General features: G+C 40.9%; 17 protein-coding genes and 9 tRNA genes. 22 read left to right on the top strand and 4 right to left on the bottom strand.

From position 1 onward, the window contains the following. Positions 1–47: 47 nt before the first annotated feature. Entirely contained in the window at positions 48–1,781 is a 1,734-nt protein-coding gene (locus OM33_RS09195; RefSeq protein ID WP_038641066.1) for a DEAD/DEAH box helicase, read from the bottom strand. A 196-nt stretch (positions 1,782–1,977) separates the two neighbouring features. Here OM33_RS09195 and OM33_RS09190 point away from each other — a divergent pair, with 196 nt between their 5' ends. From OM33_RS09190 to OM33_RS09135, 12 genes are all read left to right on the top strand, one after another. Beyond that, positions 1,978–2,592, top strand: coding sequence for a 50S ribosomal protein L25/general stress protein Ctc (locus tag OM33_RS09190; protein WP_038641064.1), 615 nt, complete (start codon positions 1,978–1,980; stop codon positions 2,590–2,592). Positions 2,593–2,611: 19 nt separating this feature from the next. Then, positions 2,612–3,202 (top strand): aminoacyl-tRNA hydrolase, encoded by a 591-nt coding sequence (pth, locus tag OM33_RS09185; protein WP_038641062.1) that lies wholly within the window; start codon positions 2,612–2,614, stop codon positions 3,200–3,202. 32 nt (positions 3,203–3,234) lie between these two features. Further along, positions 3,235–4,326, top strand: coding sequence for a redox-regulated ATPase YchF (gene ychF / locus OM33_RS09180; RefSeq protein WP_038641060.1), 1,092 nt, complete (start codon positions 3,235–3,237; stop codon positions 4,324–4,326). Between the two features lie 404 nt (positions 4,327–4,730). Further along, positions 4,731–4,807 (top strand) — tRNA-Met (locus OM33_RS09175). Between the two features lie 37 nt (positions 4,808–4,844). Continuing rightward, positions 4,845–4,929, top strand: a tRNA-Leu gene (locus OM33_RS09170). A 37-nt stretch (positions 4,930–4,966) separates the two neighbouring features. Beyond that, a tRNA-Gln gene (locus tag OM33_RS09165) sits at positions 4,967–5,041 on the top strand. 21 nt (positions 5,042–5,062) lie between these two features. Continuing rightward, positions 5,063–5,147 (top strand) — tRNA-Leu (locus OM33_RS09160). Positions 5,148–5,195: 48 nt separating this feature from the next. Continuing rightward, a tRNA-Gln gene (locus tag OM33_RS09155) sits at positions 5,196–5,270 on the top strand. Between the two features lie 21 nt (positions 5,271–5,291). After that, positions 5,292–5,376, top strand: a tRNA-Leu gene (locus OM33_RS09150). A 48-nt stretch (positions 5,377–5,424) separates the two neighbouring features. After that, positions 5,425–5,499 (top strand) — tRNA-Gln (locus tag OM33_RS09145). A 2-nt stretch (positions 5,500–5,501) separates the two neighbouring features. After that, a tRNA-Met gene (locus OM33_RS09140) sits at positions 5,502–5,578 on the top strand. Positions 5,579–5,629: 51 nt separating this feature from the next. Further along, positions 5,630–5,714 (top strand) — tRNA-Leu (locus OM33_RS09135). 187 nt (positions 5,715–5,901) lie between these two features. Here OM33_RS09135 and OM33_RS09130 read toward each other — a convergent pair. Beyond that, positions 5,902–7,059, bottom strand: coding sequence for an FAD-dependent oxidoreductase (locus OM33_RS09130; protein WP_038641058.1), 1,158 nt, complete (start codon positions 7,057–7,059; stop codon positions 5,902–5,904). Positions 7,060–7,282: 223 nt separating this feature from the next. Between OM33_RS09130 and miaB the strand changes: the two genes are divergently transcribed. The 6 genes from miaB (at position 7,283) to OM33_RS22035 (ending at position 15,243) form a co-directional block, all read left to right on the top strand. Then, the gene (miaB, locus tag OM33_RS09125; protein ID WP_038641056.1) at positions 7,283–8,713 is read left to right on the top strand and encodes a tRNA (N6-isopentenyl adenosine(37)-C2)-methylthiotransferase MiaB; all 1,431 of its coding nucleotides are present in this window, start codon (positions 7,283–7,285) and stop codon (positions 8,711–8,713) included. A gap of 50 nt (positions 8,714–8,763) precedes the next feature. Continuing rightward, positions 8,764–9,816 (top strand): PhoH family protein, encoded by a 1,053-nt coding sequence (locus OM33_RS09120; RefSeq protein ID WP_038641054.1) that lies wholly within the window; start codon positions 8,764–8,766, stop codon positions 9,814–9,816. Further along, on the top strand, positions 9,816–10,265 hold the full coding sequence (ybeY, locus tag OM33_RS09115; RefSeq protein ID WP_038641053.1) for an rRNA maturation RNase YbeY: 450 nt from the start codon (positions 9,816–9,818) through the stop codon (positions 10,263–10,265). The genes OM33_RS09120 and ybeY overlap by 1 nt, the downstream gene beginning before the upstream one ends. A 97-nt stretch (positions 10,266–10,362) precedes the next feature. Continuing rightward, positions 10,363–11,250, top strand: coding sequence for a CNNM family magnesium/cobalt transport protein CorC (gene corC / locus OM33_RS09110; RefSeq protein ID WP_038641051.1), 888 nt, complete (start codon positions 10,363–10,365; stop codon positions 11,248–11,250). 29 nt (positions 11,251–11,279) lie between these two features. Further along, the gene (gene lnt / locus OM33_RS09105; protein ID WP_052141060.1) at positions 11,280–12,788 is read left to right on the top strand and encodes an apolipoprotein N-acyltransferase; all 1,509 of its coding nucleotides are present in this window, start codon (positions 11,280–11,282) and stop codon (positions 12,786–12,788) included. A gap of 103 nt (positions 12,789–12,891) precedes the next feature. Next, the gene (locus OM33_RS22035) at positions 12,892–15,243 is read left to right on the top strand and encodes an ATP-binding protein (RefSeq protein WP_052140956.1); all 2,352 of its coding nucleotides are present in this window, start codon (positions 12,892–12,894) and stop codon (positions 15,241–15,243) included. A 57-nt stretch (positions 15,244–15,300) separates the two neighbouring features. On the opposite strand, the gene OM33_RS09095 is transcribed toward OM33_RS22035, so the two are convergent. Both OM33_RS09095 and OM33_RS09090 read right to left on the bottom strand, forming a co-directional pair. Beyond that, positions 15,301–17,691: a Lon protease family protein gene (locus OM33_RS09095; RefSeq protein ID WP_038641047.1), complete on the bottom strand. Its 2,391-nt coding sequence runs from the start codon at positions 17,689–17,691 to the stop codon at positions 15,301–15,303. 94 nt (positions 17,692–17,785) lie between these two features. Continuing rightward, positions 17,786–18,262: a zinc ribbon-containing protein gene (locus OM33_RS09090; protein ID WP_038641045.1), complete on the bottom strand. Its 477-nt coding sequence runs from the start codon at positions 18,260–18,262 to the stop codon at positions 17,786–17,788. A gap of 238 nt (positions 18,263–18,500) precedes the next feature. Between OM33_RS09090 and leuS the strand changes: the two genes are divergently transcribed. Genes leuS through nadD form a run of 4 tightly spaced genes read left to right on the top strand, consistent with a single transcriptional unit; the run spans position 18,501 to position 23,243 of the window. Next, on the top strand, positions 18,501–21,089 hold the full coding sequence (gene leuS, locus OM33_RS09085) for a leucine--tRNA ligase (protein WP_038641043.1): 2,589 nt from the start codon (positions 18,501–18,503) through the stop codon (positions 21,087–21,089). Then, positions 21,089–21,577 carry an LPS-assembly lipoprotein LptE gene (locus tag OM33_RS09080; protein WP_038641041.1) on the top strand — a complete coding sequence of 163 codons (489 nt, stop codon included), beginning with the start codon at positions 21,089–21,091 and terminating at the stop codon, positions 21,575–21,577. The genes leuS and OM33_RS09080 overlap by 1 nt, the downstream gene beginning before the upstream one ends. Next, on the top strand, positions 21,577–22,632 hold the full coding sequence (gene holA, locus OM33_RS09075; RefSeq protein WP_038641039.1) for a DNA polymerase III subunit delta: 1,056 nt from the start codon (positions 21,577–21,579) through the stop codon (positions 22,630–22,632). Before OM33_RS09080 ends, holA begins: the two co-directional genes overlap by 1 nt. Beyond that, positions 22,629–23,243 carry a nicotinate-nucleotide adenylyltransferase gene (gene nadD, locus OM33_RS09070; protein WP_038641037.1) on the top strand — a complete coding sequence of 205 codons (615 nt, stop codon included), beginning with the start codon at positions 22,629–22,631 and terminating at the stop codon, positions 23,241–23,243. The genes holA and nadD overlap by 4 nt, the downstream gene beginning before the upstream one ends. Positions 23,244–23,267 lie beyond the last annotated feature (24 nt).

The following is a 23,267-nucleotide window of genomic DNA, read 5'->3' as shown; positions in this document are numbered from 1 at the left end:
TTTTTAAGCAAGTACCAAATACTTATTGTTTGTTTTATATAAATTTTTTATCTTAATTCATGCGCTTTTCTAAATTGACCTTGGTAATCAAAAATTCGCTCCACCACTTTATGTTTACCTTTGTCTCGTTTTGCAACCACAAAGTCCGGTACCTTAAGTAGTGATTGATGAGTAACTACTGAGTTAGGGTTAGAAAAATCAATTTTACTGGTAACACCCACGCGCAAAAACTGCCGTTTAAAATAAAATGACGCTTTTTCTGAGGATAAGCTAAAGTATTCGCTAACGTCTGCACCATCTTCATCATGATAAGTCACTTTCAGCCTCTGGTTTTGCGCTTCTAGTTGCATGCCACTCACCCGCAGCACTAGGGCATTTTTCAAATTTAACGCGTCACGCAGTTTATCATCAGGGTCTACTATTGGTTGTTTGCATTGATGGCATACTCTTGCTGCGATGTCATTTTGTGCACCGCAGTGCTCACATTCCTTAAAGCGAAAACGAAAATCACATTGTTCGCTCTGCTCCCCGTCTTCTAGTATGCCCTGACAGCGTCTGCCGAAATGTTCAATCACCTTGCCATCACTGTCAGTTTTCCCCCAAAAAGTATTAGCAAAACCACAACCAGGGCAAAGCACCTGTACGGGTTCACTATCACTATCAGGTTTCACGCTGCCTACTTCAGGATGAAATAAGTCAAAGCCATTTGCCGCATAGTCAACCACTAAGCATTCAGTTTTACCTGGGGCTAAGCGCAAACCACGACCAACGATTTGTTGATACAAGCTAACTGATTCGGTCGGCCTTAATATCGCAATAAAATCAACATGTGGCGCATCAAACCCCGTAGTAAGTACAGAGACATTAACCAGATATTTAATCTGTTTTTCTTTAAACTGTCGAATAATCGCATCACGTTCAGCATTATGGGTATCACCAATCACCAAAGCCGTTTCATCACTTGGTAAATAACTTTGAATTTCCTGAGCATGCTGAATAGTTGATGCAAATATCATTACACCAGTACGATCAGTAGATAGCGTTAAAACCTGATCAATAATCGCTTTTGTTGCCCGCTGATTTTCTTTAAGCAGTTGATTGATATCCTTTTCACTAATACGTCCAAACGCATCTTTACTCAGTGAGTCAAAATCATAGTGGGTGATCGCCGCGTCGATTAACTTTGGTGGGGTAAGGTAATTATTTGAAATCATATACCTTAATGGCAATTCATAAATGCAATGTTCAAACGGGGCATGTTGATCCCCCCTGACAAAACCGTGGTAATGAAAGCGATAAATAAAGCCCATGCCGAGTCGATAAGGCGTTGCAGTTAAACCCAGCACCTTAAGTGCCGAATTATTGCTTCTAATGTGCGAGATTAATTTTTGATATTGCGTGTTTTCGTCACCAGAAACACGGTGGCACTCATCAATAATAATTAATGAGTATTCCTCATCTAAAGCATTTAAATTATTTCCCAAAGATTGCACACTGGCAAACGTCACCTGCTGGGCAAGTGATTTTTGCTTAAGACCGGCAGAATAAATACTCGCTTTCAAGCCAAAGCTTTCATATTTCTCATGGTTTTGTTCTACTAATTCCTTAACATGAGTAACCACCAAAATTTTCTTACGAGCAAGCCTTGCCAGTTCGGCAATAACTAAACTTTTACCAGAACCTGTGGGTAATACAATGACTGCTGAACTGTTCGATTTGCGAAAATGAGTAAGGGTTTTTTCAACCGCTTCTTGTTGATAAGGTCTTAGTTGATACGCCACAGTTAAAATACTTAGTTCAATTACTACTAAGCGATTATGCCATGTTGCACAAAAATCATAAAATCAATCCCGTTATTAAAAACCACAATAATAGTTTCTTTTATCAAGTGGCAGTGTTACTATAGCGCGCCTTTTTTAGGTGAGAGCTTTGGTCGCGAAGCTTTCAACAAACTTTAAATTATTATTGGAGACATTTATGTCTAACGAATTATACACATTAGATGCAGAAGTACGTTCTGACTTAGGTACTGGTGCGAGCCGCCGCCTACGCCGTGCTGACAAAGTTCCTGCTGTTCTTTACGGTGCAGAAAAAGAAGCTGTATCTCTTACTCTAGCTCACAACAAAGTGATCAAAGCGCAAGAAGATGAAGGTTTCTACAGCCACATCCTTACTTTAAACATTGGCGGTGAAAAAGTTGAAGCTATCCTTAAAGATATCCAACGTCACCCGTTCAAGCCTAAAGTAATGCACTTAGATTTCCAACGCGTTGACGCTAACCACAAGATCCACACTAAGGTTCCTGTACACTTCATCAACGAAGAAGCTGCAACTAAAGGCGGTAACACAGTTGCTCACCTTGTAACTGAAATCGAAATCACATGTCTTCCAGCACAACTTCCTGAGTTCATCGAAGTTGACGTAGCTGCGCTAGAAGTTGGTGCTACTTTACACCTATCTGATATCGCTCTTCCAGCTGGCGTTGTTTCAGTTGAGCTTGCTAAAGGTGCAGATCACGACCAAGCAGTTGTGACTTTAAACGCTCCTAAAGGCGCTGCTTCTGAAGAAGCTTCAGAAGACGCTGCAGAATAATTATTAAGGTGTTAGCACCTTGAATAATATTCAAATGCTTGTGGGCCTGGCTAATCCAGGCCCCGAATACGCAAAAACCCGTCATAATGCTGGTGCATGGTTCATCGAAGAACTTGCCAAACGCTACAACTGCATTCTCAAACACGACTCTAAACATCACGGCCTAGTTGGCAAAGTGATTATTCAAAATCAAGAATTCAAATTATTGATCCCCACTACTTTTATGAATTTAAGTGGTAAAGCGGTCAGTAGTTTAGCTAACTTTTACAAAATTCCTGTCGAAAATATTTTAGTCGCACACGATGAAATGGATCTTGAACCAGGCATCGCCAAATTAAAAAAAGGTGGTGGACATGGTGGCCATAACGGACTAAAAGACATTATTAGTAAAATGGCAAACCAAAAAGAATTTATGCGTTTGCGAATTGGTATTGGTCACCCAGGTCATAAAGACAAAGTCACTGGCTGGGTACTAGGTAAAGCTCCCGCCGCAGATCAAGCTCTAATTGATGATGTGGTGGATGAGGCAGTTCGCTGCATGGAAATACTAGCAAAAGACGGTGTGTTAAAAGCACAAAACAGATTACATACATTTAAACCAGTCGCTTAAGACTGGTTTAACTTAGTTTAAGGTTTATTATTATGGGTTTTAAATGTGGCATCGTTGGTCTACCAAATGTAGGTAAATCAACACTATTTAATGCACTTACGCAGGCTGGTATCGAAGCTGCAAACTTTCCATTTTGTACCATCGAACCAAATACAGGCGTTGTAGCGGTTCCAGATTCACGCCTTGATCAACTCGCTGCAATCGTAAATCCACAAAAAGTACTGGCAACAACAATGGAATTTGTTGATATTGCTGGTCTTGTAAAAGGTGCATCGAAAGGTGAAGGTTTAGGTAACCAATTCCTTGCAAATATTCGCGAGACAGACGCAATTGGTCACGTTGTACGTTGTTTTGAAAATGAAAACATTGTACACGTTGCAGGTCAAATTGACCCTGCAGACGATATCGACGTTATCAACACCGAATTAGTACTTGCTGATATGGAAGCGGCTGATCGTGCAGTGCAACGTAACGCAAAGAAAGCAAAAGGCGGCGACAAAGACGCGAAATTCGAACTAGTTGTGCTTGAAAAAGTGAAAGCGCACTTAGATGAAGGCCTGACACTTCGTTCATTAGAGCTTGAAAAAGAAGAAAAAGCAGCAATCCAGTACATTAACTTCTTAACGATTAAGCCGACAATGTACATTGCCAACGTAAATGACGATGGTTTCGAAAATAACCCATTCTTAGATAAAGTGCGTGAGATTGCAGCGCAAGAGAATGCGGTGGTTGTGCCTGTATGTGCTGAAATCGAAGCTGAGCTTTCAGAATTAGACGACGAAGACAAAAAAGAGTTTATGGATGACTTAGGCTTAGAAGAGCCAGGTTTAAACCGTGTAATTCGCGCGGGCTATGAATTGCTTAACTTACAAACTTACTTCACTGCTGGTGTTAAAGAAGTTAGAGCATGGACTATTCCTGTTGGTGCAACTGCACCGCAAGCGGCAGGTAAAATCCACACTGACTTTGAACGCGGCTTTATTCGTGCTCAAACCATCGGCTTTGATGACTACATTGAGTTCAAAGGCGAATCAGGTGCTAAAGAAGCAGGTAAAATGCGTCAAGAAGGTAAAGACTACATCGTTAAAGATGGCGATGTAATGAACTTCTTATTTAACGTATAAGAAAACAGTGTTTAAAAAGGCTCGCATTTGCGAGCCTTTTTTATTTTTCGAGCATTATATCCCTGTCATGCCGCTAACTCAGTAATCACATTACAGTGATAAATCATTGCTTGAGTAAATTTTTCATTCAAATCTTATATTAACTTCTCACCATAAGATCCAATTATTCTGAAAAAACACAAACAGCGCATTACGACTATACTGTGTAATTCAAAATTTAAATCGTCAACCTGTATAATATTTAACTCAAATAACGATGTGTTGTGCGGTTTTTTGCTCAGTTCGAATAAAAAAAACGCAAACGACTCGGAATATTCATTTTTTTGAAAAAAAGGTGTTGACGGATTTGGGGGTAATCAGCATAATACGCCCCGCATCAGCGATGATGACAACGAACAAAACATGGCTACGTAGCTCAGCTGGTTAGAGCACATCACTCATAATGATGGGGTCCCCTGTTCAAATCAGGGCGTAGCCACCATGTTTTAAAACATGCTACCATAGTTTTGTTCAAGTATGCGGGAGTGGCGGAATTGGTAGACGCGCTGGATTTAGGTTCCAGTATCTTCGGATGTGTGAGTTCAAGTCTCACCTTCCGCACCATGTTCTGATAGGAACTAAAACTATCTACTACCATTGCTGGAGTATCGCCAAGCGGTAAGGCAGCGGGTTTTGATCCCGCCATTCCCAGGTTCAAATCCTGGTACTCCAGCCATCTCTTCTAGAGATACCCTGTGCGGGAGTGGCGGAATTGGTAGACGCGCTGGATTTAGGTTCCAGTATCTTCGGATGTGTGAGTTCAAGTCTCACCTTCCGCACCATGTTCTCGATAAGAACTAAACTAATCACTTTCTCGAAAGAGTAATCGTTGGAGTATCGCCAAGCGGTAAGGCAGCGGGTTTTGATCCCGCCATTCCCAGGTTCAAATCCTGGTACTCCAGCCATCTCTTCTAGAGATACCCTATGCGGGAGTGGCGGAATTGGTAGACGCGCTGGATTTAGGTTCCAGTATCTTCGGATGTGTGAGTTCAAGTCTCACCTTCCGCACCATGTTCTCGATAAGAACTAAACTAATCACTTACTCGAAAGAGTATTCGTTGGAGTATCGCCAAGCGGTAAGGCAGCGGGTTTTGATCCCGCCATTCCCAGGTTCAAATCCTGGTACTCCAGCCAACGGCTACGTAGCTCAGCTGGTTAGAGCACATCACTCATAATGATGGGGTCCCCTGTTCAAATCAGGGCGTAGCCACCATGTTTTTAACATGGACTACCAAAAACAGTTCTCTGTTTGAAATATCCTTGTGCGGGAGTGGCGGAATTGGTAGACGCGCTGGATTTAGGTTCCAGTATCTTCGGATGTGTGAGTTCAAGTCTCACCTTCCGCACCATGTTTCTTTATCCTTTTATCCTTTTATCCTTTTATCCTTTTATCCTTTTATCCTTTTATCCTTTTATCCTTTTATCCTTTTATCCTTTTATCCTTTTATCCTTTTATCCTTTTATCCTTTTATCCTTTTATCCAAAATAATTTACTTTCGTTTACTCCTCTATGGATTAAATTCTAAAAAAAGGCCATTATAAATAATGACCTACAGCATATTTTAACATCTGGCTTTTTATCGGGCTTAATTTACTTAGGCCTGTAATCGCGCTTTGCCGTAATATTTTTAATGGTGTGATTTCGTTAGAAAACGCAAAATAACATGCATCCATCATACTCATCATTGCTAAGTTAGGGATTCGGCGTTTTTGCTCGTAATCTTTTAATGCTTTGGCTATATTCGCTTCCTTTGACAAACTATTCACTAATTGCGCAACATCTTTAAAACCTAAGTTTACACCCTGCCCTGCTAATGGGTTGATAGCATGAGCGGCATCCCCCACTAACACACAACGACTTTTGCTGTATTGATTTGCATGTTGGCGTGTCAGAGGGAAAACCGCGGTTTTAAGAATTTCAAAATCCCCAGGCAGTTCAGGATAGTTTGTTACAATGGCATCCTTTAAATTATTTTTATCACCGTCAGCGAGTTTTCTTAACGTGTCCTCGTGGTGATACCAAATTAAATTCGCATAAGGTGCCTGCATTGGTAAGAACGCAACTGGCCCTGTTGGTTGAAACTCTTGCCAAGTAATATCTTGCTGCTCAGCATCTAATTTAATTAATACCCCCATACACGCTTGTTGGTATTGCCAACCAGTAGTACCAATACCTAATAGCTCTCGCGTATGTGATCGTGCTCCATCGGCTACAACAACCAAATCGGCTTCAAGTGTCTGAGATTCAAAACACAAGGTCTCTTTATCATTATGATGTAAGATCCCTTCCAACTTACCCAAATCACTTAGCACCGAAATATTGTGGTGACTGAATTCTTGCCAAATACTGGTCTGAATCACATTATTTTCAATAATATGCCCTAAGTGCGACTGACCAATTTCTTGATTGTTAAATATCAACGGCGATTTTTGGTAATCCTGTACACTCAGTCGTTTGTACTCTGCACTACGTGATTTTCTAATATGCTGCCACGCACCTAATTCTGAAAGTAAGTTTTCGGAAAATAAATTAAGTGCCGAAACACGTATATCTATTTGATCACTACTTAGTACTTTATTTTCATCAATCGGATTATTTTCAACTAACTGTATGGTATGGCCTTGTTTGGCTAATGCCACTGCAGCAGCAGCCCCAACCATGCCACCACCGATAATACAAATTGATAAACTCATAGGAAAAATCTCTCAGCTTTAAGTACTTATTATTCTAACGTAAGCACTCAGCAAAAGTTTGATTTTGATTCATATTTTTTACGAAAAAATCAAAAGTCATAAATCAGTTTTAGGATTTCGTTAATAACTGCTGATGATTTTGCAAACATATTTGAATCCACCTACGCTTAAGGATAAAATACGCGTCCTTTAAGCTGTAAGTAATTTGTTGAGGCACGAAAACATGGGTAAAAAGCTGCATATCAAAACATGGGGCTGTCAAATGAACGAGTATGACTCGCAAAAAATGGCAGACCTATTAGATGCTAGCAATGGTTATGAATTAACTGAAGAAGCTGAAAATGCAGATGTAATTCTTCTCAATACGTGTTCAATTCGTGAAAAAGCACAAGAAAAAGTATTTCACCAATTGGGCCGTTGGAAACTGTTAAAAGATGACAACCCTGATTTAGTCATTGGTGTAGGTGGTTGTGTTGCGTCTCAAGAAGGCGAAACTATTCGTCAACGTGCGCCTTTTGTCGACATCGTTTTTGGACCACAAACATTGCACCGTTTACCTGAAATGATTAAGCAAGTTCAGGAAGAAAATGGCTCTGTAATTGATATTTCTTTCCCTGAGATTGAAAAATTCGACCGTTTACCTGAGCCAAAAGCAGAAGGTCCAAGTGCGTTCGTATCTATCATGGAAGGCTGTTCTAAGTACTGTACTTTCTGTGTTGTACCATACACGCGTGGTGAAGAAGTAAGCCGCCCACTTGATGACGTATTACTTGAAGTTGCACAACTTGCCGAGCAAGGCGTGCGTGAAGTAAACCTACTAGGCCAAAACGTAAATGCATATCGTGGTGAAACGCACGATGGTGAAATTTGTTATTTTTCAGATTTACTGCGCTATGTTGCTGCTATCGATGGCATTGACCGTATTCGTTATACGACTTCTCACCCAGTAGAATTCACGCCTGATATTATTGAAGCCTATGCTGATGTGCCAGAGCTTGTTGACCACTTACACTTACCTGTTCAAAGTGGTTCAGATCGAGTACTGGCATTAATGAAGCGTGGTCATACAGCACTTGAATACAAATCAACTATTCGTAAGTTACGTAAGATCCGCCCTAATTTAAGTATGAGCTCAGACTTCATTATTGGTTTCCCTGGTGAGTCTAAAGCGGATTTTGAAGCGACGATGAACCTTATCAATGACATTGGTTTTGATATGAGTTTCAGCTTTATCTACAGTGCGCGCCCAGGTACACCAGCTGCTGATTTACCTGATGATGTACCAGAATCAGAAAAGAAAGAACGTTTATACATTTTACAAAACCGTATCACGCAAATGGCGCAAGATATCAGCCGTAAAATGTTTGGTACTGAACAACGTATTTTGGTTGAAGGCCCATCGAAAAAGAATCCAATGGAGCTTCGCGGCCGTACTGAGAACAACCGCGTTGTTAACTTCGAAGGCCCTCATTCAGTGATTGGTCAATTTGTCGATGTAAAAATTACTGAAGCCTTACCTAACTCACTTCGTGGTGAGCTAATTCGTACCGAAGCAGAAATGGATCTGCGTAAAGACGTTGCGCCAAGTGATATTTTAGGTAAAGCACAAAGCCAAGAAGCTAACGAATTGGGTGTAGCAACATTTACACCTTAGTTTTAAATTTGGTGTGGCACTAATTGCCACACCAAGCCAAGGAACCCATTTTGAGTACCCAGTTAAAAACTTTAGAAACTTATCTCGAACCTTCTGACAACAAACGTCTTGCTTCACTATGTGGCCCATTCGACGAAAATATAAAACAAATCGAACGTCGTCTTGGTGTTGAAATAGCTCATCGTGAAAACCACTTTAAAATCACCGGAAATGCACATAATGTAATTGCGGCAACCGAGATTATTAAAAACCTTTATATCGAAACACAGCCAGTGAAAGGTATCAGCAAAGATATCGAACCTGATTTAGTGCATTTAACTATTCAAGAAACCACGGTACTTGAGCAAGACGATGATTTATATCGAGACGAACTTGTAATTAAAACCCGCCGTGGTGTTGTAAAGCCTCGCAACCCAAACCAAGCAACCTATATCAAAAATATATTATTGCATGACATTGCCTTTGGTATTGGCCCCGCGGGGACAGGTAAAACATACCTTGCAGTTGCAGCCGCGGTGGATGCATTAGAACGTCAAGAGATCCGTCGTATTTTGCTGACACGCCCCGCAGTAGAAGCAGGTGAAAAACTGGGCTTTTTACCAGGTGATTTAAGCCAGAAAGTCGACCCATATCTGCGCCCACTTTATGATGCACTATTCGAAATGCTGGGTTTTGAGCGAGTTGAGCGTTTAATCGAAAAGAATGTGATTGAAGTTGCACCGCTTGCATATATGCGTGGTCGTACATTGAACGATGCATTTATTATCTTAGATGAAAGCCAAAATACCACGGTAGAGCAAATGAAAATGTTCTTAACCCGTATTGGCTTTAATTCAAAAGCCGTGATTACTGGTGACATTACGCAGGTTGATTTGCCGCGCGGTGCGCGCTCAGGGCTTCGTCATGCAATTGAAGTATTAAGCGATGTAGAAGCCATCAGCTTTAACTTCTTTAAGTCACACGATGTTGTGCGTCACCCTGTTGTTGCAGCGGTTGTAGAAGCGTACGAAAAACATGATGAAGTTGAACGCTTAAAGAAAGTCGAAAAGAAAAAACAGCAAGAGCTTGAAAAAGCCAATGCAGAGAATGAGTCAAAAGCCTAATGATAGATTTAGATTTACAAATTGCTCATGAATTTGACAACTTGCCGACCTTTGAGCAGTTTGAACAGTGGGCGAATAAAGCGCTTGCAAGCTTAAAACCGGATGCCGAACTTACGATACGCATTAGTGATGCCAGCGAAAGCCAGCAATTAAATCATGAGTATCGTGGTAAAAATAAGCCAACGAATGTACTGAGTTTTCCATTTGAAGCGCCACCAGGTATTGAGTTACCTCTCATAGGCGATTTAATTATATGCCCCGAAATTGTGTTACAAGAATCTATCGAACAAGAAAAGGGGTTTCATGATCATTTTGCGCATATGGTTATCCATGGATGCTTGCATTTAATGGGCTATGACCATATAGATAGCGAAGAAGCGTTAGAGATGGAATCACTAGAAAAACAGCTACTTGCTGATTTAAACATCGATGATCCCTATCGCGACTAATTTTGTTTTTGAAATTCAAACTAAATTTGGTATAACAGGCTTGGATTAGCCAATAATTAATCCTTACTTTTATTTAAATGGAGCTAATAAAGCGCTTATGAGCGACGAAAATTCGCAATCTAGTCAGGGTTCTTCTGGTAAAACTTGGTTAGACAAAATCACCCAAATGTTACAAGGGGAACCCCAGAATAAAGAGCAGTTAGTCGAAGTTATTATCGACGCTGAAGAAAGAGATCTTATAGACCCTGAAACCAAAGATATGATGAAAGGTGTTTTGGGTGTATCTGAACTAAAAGTTCGCGACATTATGATCCCTCGTTCGCAAATGATTACACTGGATGTAGAGCAATCAATTGCCGAATTATTGCCAGTTATGGTCGAATCCTCGCACTCACGCTTCCCTGTGGTATGCGAAGACAAAGACCATGTTGAAGGCATCTTACTCGCTAAAGATTTATTACCGCTTATTTTAAAAAATCAAGAAGAGCACCCACCACTACGTGATTACTTACGCCCAGCTGTTGTTGTGCCCGAAAGTAAACGTGTAGATACACTGCTTAATGAGTTCCGTCAGCAACGATATCATATGGCAATTGTAATTGATGAATACGGTGGCGTATCAGGCTTGGTAACAATTGAAGATATTCTTGAGATTATCGTCGGTGAAATCGAAGATGAGCACGATGACGAAGAAGAAACGCAAGATATCCGTCAAGTTGCAAAACATGTTTACCTAGTGCAAGCACTGACACCATTGGACGTCTTTAACCAGTATTTTGGGAGTTATTTTGATACCGATGAAGCTGGCACGATTGGTGGTATAATCCTTCACGCATTTGGTCATATGCCTTCTCGCGGTGAAACAATCGAAGTTGAAGGCATCCAGTTTAAAATCACCAATGCCGATAGTCGTCGTATTTTACAAGTGCAAGTAACGCTGCCAAAAAACGATGAACCTAACGAAGACGACACAATAGAAACTTAAACGTGTTTTACGCTTCTCACAAACATAAAATGCTGGCATTTATTGCCGGCATTTTAACTGTTTTTAGTTACGCCCCCTTTAACCTCTGGTTTGTAGCACCATTTGCCGTTGCTACGCTTTTCTATGTAAATCAAAACGTTTCAGCTAAATCAGCTGCCAGAAATGGATTCTTTTTTGGTTTAGGCTGGTTTGGTGCAGGCATTAGTTGGGTGCATGTATCGATAGCACAATTTGGTGGTCTTCCTTTAATCGCATCTTTGCTGTTAATGTTACTGCTGGTGTCCTACTTAGCCGCTTACCCGACACTAGCGTGTTGGCTAACGCACAAACTTAGTCGTACTAATTCGCTATCTATTTCTTATATAGCCATGTTTATTCCACTCTTTATTTTAATGGAATACCTACGTGGCACACTTTTAACGGGGTTCCCTTGGTTAAGTTTTGGCTACACTCTAACCGATAGCCCATTCGCAAAATTCGCACCTTGGATTGGCGAGATGGGGTTAACGGCCCTAGTGTTGTTGATTGCTTTCGCGCTATTTTCATTAGTGAAGAAAAGCATCAAACCTTCATTAGTGGCTAGTTTTATTATCGCTGTTGCTTTAATTAGTGTTCAACTTTCAAACCCTGTAAGTTATCGCGATAAAACAATCGATGTTGTGCTCGTGCAAGGTAATATTAAGCAAGAGCTTCGATTTGCACCTGAAAACTTCTGGCCTACCATGGCGAAGTATCAGGATATGACTCGTCCTAATTGGCAAGCGGACCTTATCGTTTGGCCAGAAGCGGCAATTCCTGAAATTGAAGTACTGGTAGACGATTACCTTGCAAATCTTGATAAAGCCGCGGCATTTAATAATACCGCACTAATTACCGGTATTTTAGATTATCAACTGGGCACCAAAACGGTTTATAACAACTTAATTGCTGTTGGTAAAAAAAATGCAGAAGATACAGAGGGTCACTACCGCTACTTGCATTCGAATCGTTATAACAAACATCAATTGCTACCAATTGGCGAGTTTGTACCATTTGAAGAGTTACTTCGCCCTATTGCCCCTTTGTTTAATCTAGATCACTCCTCTTTTACCCGAGGGGAAGCAAAACAGGCAAATTTAATGGCAAACGGTTTTAATGTTCTGCCAGCAATTTGTTATGAGATTGCGTTTACAGATTTAGTTCGTGGTAATTACACAACCGATTCAGATCTTTTATTTACCGTAAGTAACGATGCTTGGTTTGGCAACTCACACGGTCCACACCAACATATGCAAATAGCTCGCATGCGCGCGTTAGAGCTCGGTTTGCCATTAGTGCGGGTTACGAATAACGGAATAAGCGGGGTTTACGACCCGATTGAACAACAAGGGCACTATTTACCGCAATTTGAAGCCGCAGTTGAACGCTTTCAAGTACCATTGCTAACTGGCAATACGTTTTTCAGCCAATTCGGCAACCGTTCTTTGTATCTGTTTTTACTGGTGAGCTTAGTGATAAGTTTAGCTGTTCAATACCGCTCTGGTTTATATAGAGAATAACTGGTATCCGCTTTGAGGCTCTAACAAGGGGTCATTGTTTTATCTAACAATTACATCTAAGTTTATATTGTCCCTTGTTTAAAGCAGCTTCTAAGGAATTGTATTGCTTCAGCTAAGTGAAACACACCGTTTAAGTAAAGCTATTGTTATCACAATCTTTCTTAGTGCTTTAATCCATTTAACCACCTTTATGTTAGCTAAAACCATGATGGCTGATTGGCGATGGGTCAACATTCCGGTGCATACTGCAATAGAAGTGCTAGGTGGTGTTATCGCTCTGTTGGTATGTTTTTTATTAGTCAATTTAGAGCAAAGCAATCGCGGTACTAGTTATAACATTATTATCGCTGCGGCCATTGGTGTCATGGGTATTTTAGATATTGCCCATGCCCTACTTGCCCCAGGCAATACTTTTGTGTGGTTGCACAGTGCAGCTACTTTCTTTGGCGGTATGATTTTCGCTTTAATTCTGCTGCCAAGCCAATATGCACAAGTATTGAATGCACGCTTTGTTTGGCTAATGCTGATGTTTGCATTATTACTGTCGACTTTTGCTGTTGTTCAACCTCACTTTATGCCAGAAATGGTAACAAATAACGAATTTACTTCCCTTGCCGTCTTTTTAAATATCTCTGGTGGTGCTGCTCTATTGCTTTGTGCTGGAAAGCTGTTTTTTCAATACCGACAGTTTCGTAAAATTGACGATTTGCTTTTCATCTTACACTGTTCCATGTTCGGGTTTGCCGCCATTATGTTCCATCAGTCTTTTCTCTGGGATATCTCTTGGTGGGGATGGCATATTTTGCGCTTACTCGCTTATGGTGTCGCGCTTTGGTTTGCACTGCTCAACGAACGATTTCTGTTTGCCCAATTACAGAACTCAAACCAATCCCTTGTTGAAAAAGAAAGGCAAACTAAGGCTTCTTTAGACATTGCACATAAACGCATTGCGATGTCAGAAAAGCAACAAGCCGCGGTGCTTGCAGGTCTCTCCGATGCCATTATTGTTATTAATAATAAAGGTATAATTAAACTGTTTTCGAAAAGTGCCCAAGCTATGTTTGGTTGGCATAAAAGTGATGTTTTAGGAAAAAATATAACCTTATTGATGAATGAAAAGTTTGCCGCACAGCATGATGACTATGTCGCAAATTACCAAATGAAAAGCACCCCATCTATGATTGGCAAAAATCGTGATCTGATTGCGAAACGTAAAGGAGGTAAGGAATTCCCAATTGAACTTACAATAAGTCATGTGCTGCTCGATGACGAACATCATTACGTCGGAGTGATTAGAGATATCACAGATAGAAAAGCCCAAGAAGCGTTGACAAAACAGGCCAAAGACGCCGCTGAAAGTGCTAATAATGCAAAAAGTGCATTTTTGGCCAATACAAGTCATGAAATTCGCACCCCCATGAATGGTGTCTATGGCAACCTGCAATTACTGAGTGAGCTATCACTGAACAAAACGGCCAAAAACTATGTCAACAATGCACTCGACTCAACTAAAACGTTAATGACTGTTGTAAACGATATTCTTGATTTTTCTAAAATAGAAGCTGGCAAATTAACCATTGAAAAAACGGAATTTTTATTAACAGACATTCTTAATAATATTCATGCTAATTTAAGCCCAACAGCTCATGAAAAACACATTTCGTTTCATATTCTTAATCAAGTTGAACACGATAATTGGATTGGCGATCCTATCAGAATCAAACAAGTGCTACTGAATATTACAGCAAATGCGATTAAATTTACCGAGCAAGGGAGTGTCACCTTGTCGGTGGTATACGATGGCAAAAAACAAATCATGTCATTTATTATTAATGACACGGGCATTGGAATGACACAAAGTAGTATTGAAAAGCTGTTCAAACGCTTTGAACAAGCTGATGACTCGATTACACGTCAGTATGGTGGTACAGGGCTTGGTATGTCCATTACGCACTCTTTGGTTGAGCTGATGGATGGCCATATTGAAGTTAAGAGCGAGGTCAAACAAGGTTCATGCTTTATCGTTAAGCTTCCTATGAGTTCGGGCTCTAAAAAACAAACCACAACTAAACAGCAAACCTCTGCGCTTGATTTAGAAAATAAGCACATTTTACTAGTTGAAGATAATCCAATAAATCAATTACTCGTCAAAGCAATGCTTGCGCCGAGCAAGGCTAAAATCACGCTTGCAGAAAATGGTGAACTTGCGCTTTCCTATTTTAATAATTCTATTGATTTGATTTTAATGGATATTCAAATGCCAATTATGGATGGTATAACCGCGACAAAGAAAATTAGAGAAAAGAATAAAACCGTGCCAATCATTGCCTTAACAGCCAATATTATTGAATCGGATTTAAGAGAATATAACTCGGCAGGATGTAATGATTGGGTTGGAAAACCCATCGAAAAAAATCTGCTGCTTGAAAAGTTAAAAACCTACTTAATAAACTAATAAATAGCTAGCAAAGATACACTAGCTATTTATTACTCACTGAAGCGAAATTACCGCCTATTCTTCTACGCCACCGTTAATGACTTCCGCGAAATGACTCAAGCGACGTAGTGCTAAATCGTGAATGGTGTCTTTACCGTAAGTCCCTTTTGCGGATAACTCACCTGCTGATTTATTTAACAAGATTTCAAACGCTTGATCGACCTTATCGACTGCGTAAATCGTAAATTGTCCTTTCGCTACCGCATCAACGACCTGAGCGTTTAAAACTAAGTTATGTACGTTAGACTTAGGAATAATTACCCCTTGCTCACCACTCAAACCACGCATTTGGCATAATTTGAAAAAGCCTTCGATTTTTTCGTTTACACCACCAATCGCTTGTACTTCACCATGTTGGTTAATTGAACCTGTAAGCGCAATTCCTTGATTGATCGGTAAACGTGTAATGGCTGAAACCAATGCACACAGCTCTGCCAGTGACGCACTGTCGCCATCAATAGAACCATAACTTTGCTCTATGGCAATGTTTGCGCTGAGTGTAAGCGCAAAATCTTGTGCGTATTTGTTACCTAAATAACCGGTTAAAAGCATTACCCCTTTACTGTGAATCGACTTACCTAAATCGGATTCACGCTCAATATCAACAATGCCATCGCTGCCAGCATAGACTGTCGCGGTAATGCGTGCGGGCGTACCAAAGCTGGTATCACCAATATGAAGTACGGTTAAGCCATTTACACAACCTACTTGTGTGCCTTCAGTTTGGATAAGTACATGACCTTCTTTGATTTCCGTCATAAAGGATTCGCTGATCTGGCCAGTACGATATTGTTTACCTGCGAGCGCTTCATCAATGTGGCTAGCAGCAATTGTGTTATCGCCATCTTGCTTTGCAAAAAAAGCTGCTTCATTGGTTAATTCGATGACATCTGCAAAACGCGCTGAAAGCTTTCGTTGGTGCTCCGCTTGGCGATGACTAAAGCGCAGTAATGCTGCAAATGCATCTGATGACAGCGTCATATCAAGCGTATCAGTTGCGTACTTTTGTACACGGCTGATTAACTGGAACTGATATTTATCAGTGGCGGGGATATGGTAATCAAAATCTGCGAGTACTCTGAAAAGCTCATTAAACTCATCATCGTATTCTTGCATCACATAATAAAGATCACGCGAACCTAATAAAATAATTTTCACATTTAGAGGAATTAACTGTGGCTTCAGGGTAAAGCTCGCGCCGACACTTGAATCTTGCGCCGCTAAATCTGTTTTAATCTGTTTGCTTTTAAGACTGAGTTTAAGGGCATCCCAAACCTGGCTGTTGGACATCAGCTTTTCTGCATCCATTACCAAATAACCACCGTTGGCACGGTGTAGCGCGCCTGATTGAATTGAGCGGAAGCTCGTTACAATGGAGCCTGATTGTGAAGTGTATTCTACCTTGCCAAAAATATTGCCAAACGTCGGGTTTGGTTCATAAACAACAGGCGCCCCCTCTTCTTTATGACTGACAATAATATTGGGAGCGATATACTCTGTAAGCATTGCACGCTTATCAAGATCCTCTTTATTGTTATCGTCGCTCTCTTCACCTAGCCACTCAAGCACGGCATCAATAAGCTCCGCTTTGAGCTCTTTTAAATACTTAACTATGCCTAAATGGCTGGTGTATTTATGCTCCAGATCTTTTAACAGCGGTTTAATCGCAGCTTCTACTGTTTTTTGTTTTAACTCTCGTAACTTTTCCGAAGATTCACGTTTCCAGCGAGGTAATTCGATCAATGCTTCGTTTAATGCATTTTCTAACCGTGAAATCACATCATAGAAAAATTGTTTTTGTTCATCATCAAGGCTTGCAAACTCTGCATCATCAAGTTGTTTACCCTCTATTACGGGCGCAAAACTGATGACACCAGATTCTTCAAATAAGGCGACATTGTTTTGGTTAGCTATTTTTTCAACGATCTCGAGTGCTTCATCATACTTTTCGTTAAAACTACTATCGATTGCTTTTTTCTGACGTTGGTAATTGGGGTTATCAAATGCCGCTGGAAAGGTATCTAAGATTTCATCAATCAGTGAATCGATATCATCGCAAAATAGTTTGCCTTCGCCTGCTGCCATGAAAATGGCACTCGGCTGACGGTGTTCATCAAAATTGTTTAAGTAAAGCCAGTCGGGGGGCGTTTGCTTAGAGCGACTTTGGGCTGCAAGCTTCTCTTGCACCATAGTAAAGCGGCCAAGTGCAGGTTCACCCATCACATAAATATTATATCCCGGCAAATCCATGCCTAAAGCAAAGTCTATGGCACTTTGCGCCCGTTTTTGACCAATGATTGTGTATTCATCTGGATACGCCTGTGCCATACAGGTTTCTATTGCGTGCAACTCTATTTGAGGTGCTAACACATCTGCACCTAATTTATTCTTTTCGCCAATGTTCATCTTACTACCGTCCTTATTAGCGCTTGCTCGCTATCGCATTTTTTGTATGAGTCTACTCAAGTCCTTATAAAATAACACCTGAAAGTTTAAATATTTATGGCGCACTGGCAATGCGATGAAATTCAACAGCATTACACTCAGTACACGCATCTAGCTGACTAGGGTGAGTGAAATGTTTAATCTCTCCACATTCACGACATTGGAACTCGCCAAAGGAAACCCATTCACCTTGTTTATAAATACCATTATGTTCAAAATCATCTAAAATTAACGACCATTCTAGTTGTGTTTTGTCCACTAAATGTGACAGTGCTAACCACCATTCTTCGTTAAATTCAGCCCCGGCCAAATCTTGTTCTTTTTGCTTTTCGCGAAGCTGCTTGAACTCCTCAAGGTCTCGCTTTAAGTAGTAGCTATAATCTTGAATTTGCTCTTTGGAGTATTTACCAATTGCAGATAACTCTTTTTGAAAGTCAAAAAATGCTTTTTGAATACCCTTTAATTCATGCTCACTTAAATCTTCAAGCCATGATTGAAAACGCTTAATGTAGTTATTGTAACTGTCTTTCATTTTGCACCTCCATTTCCTTTTACTTTCAGTATAGTCAGGTTCCAAAAAATATCTTGTTTCAAGCAGTTAACTGAACACTAATGCAGCTGTTCAGCACTAACCGAATCTCTCTCAATAGGCGCGAAAAAGTACACAAAAAACTTACTCATAATCCACTGCTAAGGGTGTATTAGCGCCGCAATTTACGCTATGCTAAGCGCCAATTTTTATTTATTTTGCAAGTAGTTTGGAAATTAGAATGCAAGAGCAATACAGCCCGCAGGATATCGAACAGAAAGTTCAAAAATATTGGGATGAAAATCAAACATTTAAAGTAACTGAGCAAGAAGGTAAAGAAAAGTTTTACTGCCTCTCAATGTTCCCTTACCCAAGTGGTCGCCTGCACATGGGTCACGTACGTAACTACACCATTGGTGATGTAGTGTCACGTTTCCAACGCTTGCAAGGTAAAAACGTAATGCAGCCTATGGGTTGGGATGCGTTTGGTCTACCTGCAGAAAATGCCGCAATTAAAAATAATACGGCACCGGCAAAATGGACTTACGAAAACATTGACTACATGCGCAACCAGTTAAAGCAACTTGGTTTTGGTTATGACTGGGATCGTGAAATTGCGACCTGTCACCCTGAGTACTACAAGTGGGAACAATGGTTCTTCACAAAGCTTTATGAAAAAGGCCTTGTATACAAAAAAATGTCAACGGTTAACTGGGATCCAGTTGACCAAACTGTTCTTGCTAATGAGCAAGTAATTGACGGTCGTGGTTGGCGTTCAGGTGCTGTTGTAGAACAAAAAGAAATTCCACAGTGGTTTATTAAAATTACTGACTATGCGCAAGAGCTCCTTGATGACTTAGACAAACTAGAGCACTGGCCTGAGCAAGTTAAAACGATGCAGCGCAACTGGATTGGTCGCTCTGAAGGCTTAGAAATCGACTTTAAACGTGCTGATAACGGTGAAACATTTACGGTTTACACGACTCGTCCTGATACGTTCATGGGCGTAACCTATGTGGGCGTTGCAGCAGGTCACCCTATTGCACAAGAAGCCGCTAAAAATAATCCTGCGGTTGCAGCCTTCGTTGAAGAATGCAAAAACACCAAAGTTGCTGAAGCTGATATGGCAACGATGGAGAAAAAAGGTATCGATACGGGCTTTAAAGCAATTCACCCATTAACTGGTGAAGAAGTACCTGTATGGGCTGCTAACTTTGTACTAATGGATTACGGTTCGGGTGCGGTAATGGCTGTTCCAGGTCACGACCAACGTGACTTTGAGTTTGCAACTGCCTACGGCCTAGAAATCAAACAAGTAATTGCACCTTTAGAGGGATCTGAACTAACAGCAGATATCGCCAATGAAGCATTCACTGAAAAAGGCGTTTTAATTAACTCTGGCGAATTCGATGGTCTTGAGTTTGAAGCAGCGTTTAATGCGATTGCTGATAAACTGGAAGGCATAGGTGCCGGTAAACGTAAAGTAAACTTCCGTCTTCGTGACTGGGGCGTTAGCCGTCAGCGCTACTGGGGTTCACCAATCCCAATGTTAAACAAAGAAGATGGCTCTGAACTTGCTGCAACAGAAGATATGTTACCAGTGCGCCTTCCTGAAGATGTAGTAATGAATGGTGTTACATCACCAATCAAAGCTGATCCTGAGTGGGCGAAAGCAACCGTTAACGGCGAGCAAGTATTCCACGAAACTGACACATTCGATACATTTATGGAGTCATCTTGGTACTACGCGCGCTACTGTAGTCCACGTTACGATGAAGGCATGATAGAACCAGGTGCAGCGAATTACTGGCTTCCAGTAAACCAATACATCGGTGGTATTGAGCACGCAATTCTTCATTTACTTTACGCGCGTTTCTTCCACAAGCTATTACGTGACTTTGGCCTTGTAAATTCTGATGAGCCGTTTGAACGCCTATTATGTCAAGGTATGGTATTAGCAGAAACGTATTTCCGTAAAGACGAAAAAGGCGGTGATGTTTGGATTTCACCAAGCGACGTTGAAAGCGAAAAAGACGACAAGGGCCGTGTTGTAAAAGCATGGCATAAAGACGACGGTCAGCCAGTTGAATCAGCTGGTATGAGTAAAATGTCTAAGTCTAAAAATAATGGCATTGACCCACAAACGGTTATTAACCAATACGGTGCGGATACAGTGCGTTTATTCATGATGTTTACCGCACCACCAGAGCAAACGCTAGAATGGTCTGACTCAGGTGTTGAAGGCGCGCATCGCTTTATTAAACGTGTATGGAAGTACGCAAACGAAGTAATGGCAAATGAGCGAACAGCCCTTGATGCGGCATCACTTTCAAACGAGCAAAAAGTACTTCGTCGTGAATTACACAAAGCCATTGCAAAAGTGTCTGATGACTTAGATCGTCGTCAAACATTTAATACCGCTATTGCCGCAGTAATGGAGTTACTTAACAAACTAGTAAAAGCACCATTAAACGATAGCAACGATATTGCTATTGGTTATGAAGCACTTGAAGCACTTATCATTATGCTTTCACCAATCACGCCGCACGTTTGTCATGAATTATGGCTAAACCTTGGCAAGCAAGGTGAAGTCGTTGATGCACCATGGCCTGTGGTTGATGAATCAGCGATGGTTGAAGACGAGAAGCTAGTTGTCGTGCAGGTTAACGGTAAAGTACGCGGTAAAATTACCGTTGCTGCTGACGCTGACCAAGACGCTGTTGAAAAGGCTGCATTTGCTGAACCAAATGTAACTAAGTTCACAGATGGCTTAACCATTCGCAAGGTTATCTTTATTAAAGGTAAACTACTTAACGTGGTTGCAAACTAATGTTTGCACCACGCTTTTTACAAAACACAGCTTTATTGCTGTGTTTTGTGCTTTTAGTTGGTTGCGGTTTTAAGTTGCGCACAGCGTCGGTACTGCCAAACGATTTGCAAAACCTTGTGGTGACGGCAAATAACCCTGATTCGCAACTTTTTGCCGAGCTGCAAAAAAGTTTGGCGTTAAGCAATATCAATACAACAGATAGTTCAAGCTCAAGTGCGGAACTCAAGGTGCTTAATGATTCGTTGACGCGCCGTACTTTAAGTTTGTTTCCAAACGGTCAGGTAGCTGAGCACGAACTTATTTATACCGTTCGTTATCAACTTATCCGAGACAAACAAAAACCAATTACAAATAGTTTTGAGTTAACGCGTAACTATCAAGATGATCCTGACAATGCACTTGCAAAATCGCGCGAAATGGAACTTATTTTGAATGAGTTACGTGCGCAAGCAAGCAACCTTATCATTCGTCAACTTGGGCAGTATTAATGCGCATTTATCCAAATCAAGTAGCAAGTAATTTAAAACAAGGCTTGGCGCCCTTTTACTTGTTGTTTGGTGAAGAAGCATTTTTACTTAATCATGCAGCAACTCAAATAAAATCAACTGCAAAGGCACAAGGTTTTGACGAAGTCATCCGGTTTGCTGTTTCCCCACAATTTGACTGGCAGGAAGTTGCACAAGAGTATGCTAGCTTATCACTCTTTTCAAATCGCAAAATAATTGAGCTTGAGTTAGCTGACAGTAAGCCAAATGCTGCCGCCAGTAAGCTACTGCAATCGCTCGCGCAAAACCCAAATCCTGATTGCATTTTAATGCTAAAAGGGGAAAAGGTAGGCAGCGATATCCAACGCGGCGCTTGGTTTAAAGCTTTTGATAAAGACGGTGTGTTTATTCCATGTTATGCACTACAAGGTAATCAGTTATTTACATGGTTAGAACAACAATGCCAACAACTTGGACTCCAACTAACACCTGATGCTAAATCACTACTCGTTGAATACAATCAAGATAATTTGTTCGCAATAGCACAAGAACTTGAAAAGCTCGCATTGCTTAATCCAACGGACAGTATCTCCGCTGAGGTTTTAGCACCAACTTTAGTCAATCAATCACGTCTTGATGTGTTTGATTTAAGTGATGCATTGCTTAAAGGTGATAGTGAGCAAATTAGTAAAGTTGTACTCAAGCTAAAACAAGAAAACGTTGAACCAACAATTATCTTGTGGGCCCTTGTCAGAGAGTGTGAAAATCTAGAAGCGATGTCACGTGCCGTTTCCCTTGGTGAAAGTATCAGCAGTGTGTTGCAACAGTTTAAAGTATGGAAAAACAAGCAAGCAATTACTGAACGTGCGCTAAGGCGCATTGAGTCAACCCAACTCAGCGCCATTATGGCAGCACTAGCCGAATTTGATTTGGCGTACAAACAACACCTCCATATTGATGCATACCAACACTTACTGCATATCGCGTTAATGTTCGTTGGCCCAATGCCCTTTGCATTGCCATACAACAATAAAGTAGAGCAATACGCTAACCTATGATTGTTATTTTAGGCGGTACTTTTGACCCAATTCACCAAGGCCACCTCGCCTTAGCCACACAAGCTAATCAGATACTCGCACCTAACAAGGTGCTATTTATGCCATGCAAGCAACCGGTTCACAAAGCGACATCAGGCATTACTAGTACACACCGTATTAATATGATTCGCCTTGCAATTGAAGACGAAGCTAACTTTGAACTCGACTTACGCGAAATCAATCGTGAGACACCCAGCTATGCCGTAGAAAGCATTGCGAGCTTTCGTCAGCAACATGCCAATGAGCCCATTTTTTTTATTATCGGAATGGACTCACTCAATACACTACATAAATGGTTCAAGTGGCAAGAATGCCTAGAAAATTGTAATTTTTTAGTGTTTCAACGTCCAAAAGAACAGTATCACCCCCATCCTGATGTTGCAGCGTATATTGTGGGTGATATCGATGAGGCTGGTCAACACCTGCCGCTTGCAGGGGGGATTTTCTTTGCAAAACACCAACAAGTTGCGATTTCATCCTCAGAACTGCGCGCAAATATTACGCAATACCACAATGATTTCTTACCAGTTCCGGTTTGTGACTACATAAAACAGCATCGTCTCTACCAATAAACCTGCTAGGCGTGTTAAAATTTA

The sequence above is a fragment of the Pseudoalteromonas piratica genome, assembly GCF_000788395.1.
Classification (GTDB): domain Bacteria; phylum Pseudomonadota; class Gammaproteobacteria; order Enterobacterales; family Alteromonadaceae; genus Pseudoalteromonas; species Pseudoalteromonas piratica.
This window is presented reverse-complemented; position numbering and strand designations above follow the sequence as displayed.

Bases quoted from the DNA above. Each gene is read 5' to 3' on its own strand.
- OM33_RS09190 (WP_038641064.1), top strand. From the start codon at position 1,978: ATGTCTAACGAATTATACACATTAGATGCAGAAGTACGTTCTGACTTA.
- ychF (WP_038641060.1), top strand. From the start codon at position 3,235: ATGGGTTTTAAATGTGGCATCGTTGGTCTACCAAATGTAGGTAAATCA.
- OM33_RS09130 (WP_038641058.1), bottom strand. From the start codon at position 7,059: ATGAGTTTATCAATTTGTATTATCGGTGGTGGCATGGTTGGGGCTGCT.
- miaB (WP_038641056.1), top strand. From the start codon at position 7,283: ATGGGTAAAAAGCTGCATATCAAAACATGGGGCTGTCAAATGAACGAG.
- ybeY (WP_038641053.1), top strand. From the start codon at position 9,816: ATGATAGATTTAGATTTACAAATTGCTCATGAATTTGACAACTTGCCG.
- corC (WP_038641051.1), top strand. From the start codon at position 10,363: ATGAGCGACGAAAATTCGCAATCTAGTCAGGGTTCTTCTGGTAAAACT.
- lnt (WP_052141060.1), top strand. From the start codon at position 11,280: ATGCTGGCATTTATTGCCGGCATTTTAACTGTTTTTAGTTACGCCCCC.
- OM33_RS09095 (WP_038641047.1), bottom strand. From the start codon at position 17,691: ATGAACATTGGCGAAAAGAATAAATTAGGTGCAGATGTGTTAGCACCT.
- OM33_RS09090 (WP_038641045.1), bottom strand. From the start codon at position 18,262: ATGAAAGACAGTTACAATAACTACATTAAGCGTTTTCAATCATGGCTT.
- leuS (WP_038641043.1), top strand. From the start codon at position 18,501: ATGCAAGAGCAATACAGCCCGCAGGATATCGAACAGAAAGTTCAAAAA.
- OM33_RS09080 (WP_038641041.1), top strand. From the start codon at position 21,089: ATGTTTGCACCACGCTTTTTACAAAACACAGCTTTATTGCTGTGTTTT.
- holA (WP_038641039.1), top strand. From the start codon at position 21,577: ATGCGCATTTATCCAAATCAAGTAGCAAGTAATTTAAAACAAGGCTTG.
- nadD (WP_038641037.1), top strand. From the start codon at position 22,629: ATGATTGTTATTTTAGGCGGTACTTTTGACCCAATTCACCAAGGCCAC.